Source organism: Flavobacterium branchiophilum NBRC 15030 = ATCC 35035 (assembly GCF_002217205.1).
GTDB lineage: Bacteria > Bacteroidota > Bacteroidia > Flavobacteriales > Flavobacteriaceae > Flavobacterium > Flavobacterium branchiophilum.
This window is the reverse complement of record NZ_MUGT01000153.1, coordinates 1-3,268: the sequence shown is the minus strand read 5'-3', so window position 1 is coordinate 3,268 and position 3,268 is coordinate 1. Positions and strand designations below refer to the sequence as shown.

Genomic DNA, 3,268 nt, shown 5'->3' with positions numbered 1-3,268 from the left:
AATTAAACTTCTAAACTACCCTTTTATTATAAGAGGGTAGTGGTGAGGTTTGTAATAATTGTATAAAAAAAGGCTGTCCTAAATGTATAGGGCAGCCTTTTTTTTATTTTATACCAAGTATATTTATAAAATAGTCCAAAGATGCGTAGTTATTTTTTAGAAAAAATTTTCAAAAAAAATCGTTGCATAGCTGGGCTACGGAACTATTTTTTTTGACTCATTTTAGCAAAAAAGAACAAGTAGATTGGACTATTTTATATGTATATTTGGTATAACAATATGTTTAAAAAAAGAAAGAATGTTTTTATTTTGTCTTTTAATTGATTACTTTTGCTTTATAATTACAATGAGTACAGGACTAGGCATTAAGAAAATAAGAGAACAAAAGGAATTAACGCAACAAACAATTGCAGACTTTATTGCAATGCACCGTTCCAATTATTCTAAAATTAAAAATGGACAAAGAGAACTTTCTATTGATGCTTTAAAAAAAATTGTTAAATATTTTGGAATAGCTACAGACCAATTTATAAATTATGGAAACGGAATTCCTACTGAAGTAACTACAGAAAATAAAACAATATTGGAACAAGTTAAACTAATACAAGGACTTGAACCCGAAGAAAAAAATATGGCTTTTAAAATGGTAGATACATTTTTAACCCAAAAGAAATTTAAAGATTTCTTTCAGAAAAACATAGCAACACTTTAAATCAAATCATTATGAACATACAACAATTGCAAAATGATAAATTAAATATTATCAACTGGATTAGCCAATTACAAGACTATTCTCTTATAGAAAAGGTAAAATCTATAATGAGTTCGCCTGAAGCCTGTGTGTTGTCTAATGAACAAAAAAACGCCATAGACGAGGCTTTACAATCTATAGAAACCAAAGGAACAACACCCCATAATATCGTAATGGAAGAAACCAAAAAACGTTTTCCGCATCTTTTTAACCAATAAGCAATGACAATAGTTTCTTGGTCTGAACCTGCTAAAATCGATTATTGGAACAATATTGAATACTTGGAAAGAGAATGGACACTAACCGAAGTATATCATTTTATGGATAAGGTAGATCAACTTATAGATTTACTTACCAAAGAAAACCTAACTTTCAAGCCCACAGTTTACAAAAACACGTTTCAAGTTCCTGTTCTAAAACAAATTACGCTGTATTATCGTTTTGAAAATAATGCTATTGAGCTCTTGCGGTTTTGGAATAATTATCAAGATGAAAAAAAGTTTATTTTATAACAAAAGCCCCAAATTTCGGGGCTTTTTTCTATTCAAATTTTTCATAATATTCTTCATCGTCATCGTTAATATGTATTCTAAGATTTCCAAAACACATTCTTCTGTCAATATAAGTGTTCAATTTACCTATACTGTCTTCTATAAATTCAATTTTCATATCAATCCTTTTGAATCTCAATTTATAAACTCCTTTACCAAATCGATTGCTAACATATTTATTATCCTTCAGAATTTTTATTGTATCAGTTTTATTTTGATTACTAGTATAAGTACCTATTATCTGTTTATCTGTTAAAAACATACTATAAAAAAGTAATCCAACAAAAACACACATTACTATTATAAAAATTATTTTTTTTTTCATCTTACTATTTTTTTGGGGTAGTTAAAAATAAATAGGTTTGAAAAGTTGTGTTTTCTCCTTGTATTGGAGGATACCACATCCCATTTTCTTTATTATTCTCTAACTAGATTCAAAATATTTTTTGTTCTTTACCTCCAGTCTTAATAATAGTTATTAAAGACTTAAAGGTGTAATTTTTATCTTTTGTAATAATTTCTCCTTTAGAATTTATAACTCTAGATTTTTCAGTTATTATTTTTGTTAATGAATCATTATCGTAAATTTTAGATGTCAGGTTAAGTTTTGATATAAACTCAATTTCACTTTTTTCATCATCTAAAATGATAAAGTCTTTTAAATTTAATTCTGGACTTAATTTTAATGTATCTTTATCAATTATAATTGAATATTCTTTGTATTCAGACGGAGACATTTTTTTGTCAAATGTTAATCTCGTATATAATTTCAATTTAAATAATCCTTGGTTATTATTCAAAGAATCGTACAGTAATTCTTGTTTTTTTATTTTAATCCCCTTTCTGCTTATAGTATTACAATTTTGAATAAAAAAAACAGTTAAAATTATAATTATTGCATATTTCATAATCTTTTAATTTTGTTTATTTTCTTCCTCTTTATAAGATTTATAATTTTCTTTTAAAATATTCAAACAATCCTTTGTTATTTTTTTTGAATACTTTTTTATTTGATCTTTGTAAACTTCAGAATGCTTTTTTAAAGGATTTTGTAGATGTCCTATTTTACCACCCTCATGATCCAAATTACTTATAAAATTGTATTTATCATTTAATATAGGGTCAATTTTTCCGTTACGCAATTGAATTGTTAAAATTGAATTTTCGTTGTTAGTTGACATTAAAGGATTTTGAACACTACCAGGTGTAATAACTTTAGGATTGTACTGTCCATCGTTATATGAATCAACGTACCCTTCTGGTTGCCCTCCTTTATGACCCGTTATTACTTCATCAGAGACGGAAAATTTTTGATTGTGAACATTTTTCAAATCAACTGAAGCCTCAACGGCATAATAATTAGCAATATTTGACAAAACTGAATAATTTGATTCGTTAAAATTAAAATCTTTAAACTGAACTTCATCATTCATCTGCACTAATTTCCAAACCCCATCATGAATGACAATATTGTTTGTTTTTCTAAAATCGGTATAAAGAAATTTCCCCGAGCTATCAAAATGGTCATCTGGCGGAAATGCTGACCTTCCGTCTGGGTCAGTTAAATTTACTGGATTATTCAGACAATAATTATAAGGCGACAAGCTTGGGAACTTCTCCGCCAACGGATCCACACTCATTCATATACTCACTCTCGGGTCATAATACCTTGCCCCATAATAATAAAACCCGGTTTCGTCGTCTAGCTCCTTGCCGTTAAACTTGTAGGGGCTGTTGTAATAGTTGTTGCCTAGTTGTTGTGCCATAGTTTATCTCACAAGCGTTTATTTTCAGCGGTGTTCGATGAATTTTATTTCTCCAAAAGGCAAATTTAAGAAAAATTACCTCACTTTGGTATTTTTTTCAGCGGAGTTCGATGAATCTCTGATTTGGTATGCATTACCAAAAAAATCTGTCAAAGCTGTACTAGTTCCCAAATGGTCGGGGTGGTGTTTCAGCCCCTTAA

General features: G+C 28.5%; 7 protein-coding genes. 3 read left to right on the top strand and 4 right to left on the bottom strand.

Features of this window, described 5'->3' with window-relative positions; all coding sequences use genetic code 11:
• Positions 1-346 precede the first annotated feature (346 nt).
• The 3 genes from B0A58_RS14365 to B0A58_RS14355 are packed head-to-tail and all read left to right on the top strand — an operon-like array spanning position 347 to position 1,263.
• Positions 347-712, top strand: coding sequence for a helix-turn-helix domain-containing protein (locus B0A58_RS14365; RefSeq protein ID WP_185740239.1), 366 nt, complete (start codon positions 347-349; stop codon positions 710-712).
• 11 nt (positions 713-723) lie between these two features.
• Positions 724-969 carry a hypothetical protein gene (locus B0A58_RS14360; protein WP_089081623.1) on the top strand — a complete coding sequence of 82 codons (246 nt, stop codon included), beginning with the start codon at positions 724-726 and terminating at the stop codon, positions 967-969.
• 3 nt (positions 970-972) lie between these two features.
• On the top strand, positions 973-1,263 hold the full coding sequence (locus B0A58_RS14355) for a hypothetical protein (protein WP_014082745.1): 291 nt from the start codon (positions 973-975) through the stop codon (positions 1,261-1,263).
• A gap of 28 nt (positions 1,264-1,291) precedes the next feature.
• Here B0A58_RS14355 and B0A58_RS14350 read toward each other — a convergent pair whose 3' ends face one another.
• From B0A58_RS14350 to B0A58_RS16880, 4 genes are all read right to left on the bottom strand, one after another.
• Positions 1,292-1,597: a hypothetical protein gene (locus B0A58_RS14350; RefSeq protein WP_133063149.1), complete on the bottom strand. Its 306-nt coding sequence runs from the start codon at positions 1,595-1,597 to the stop codon at positions 1,292-1,294.
• A 139-nt stretch (positions 1,598-1,736) separates the two neighbouring features.
• Entirely contained in the window at positions 1,737-2,210 is a 474-nt protein-coding gene (locus tag B0A58_RS14345; RefSeq protein WP_089081621.1) for a hypothetical protein, read from the bottom strand.
• A 6-nt stretch (positions 2,211-2,216) separates the two neighbouring features.
• Positions 2,217-2,942, bottom strand: a complete 726-nt coding sequence (locus B0A58_RS16885) for a hypothetical protein (RefSeq protein ID WP_243389508.1) — start codon at positions 2,940-2,942, stop codon at positions 2,217-2,219.
• The gene (locus tag B0A58_RS16880) at positions 2,943-3,068 is read right to left on the bottom strand and encodes an RHS repeat-associated core domain-containing protein (RefSeq protein ID WP_243389507.1); all 126 of its coding nucleotides are present in this window, start codon (positions 3,066-3,068) and stop codon (positions 2,943-2,945) included.
• Between the last annotated feature and the right edge of the window lie 200 nt (positions 3,069-3,268).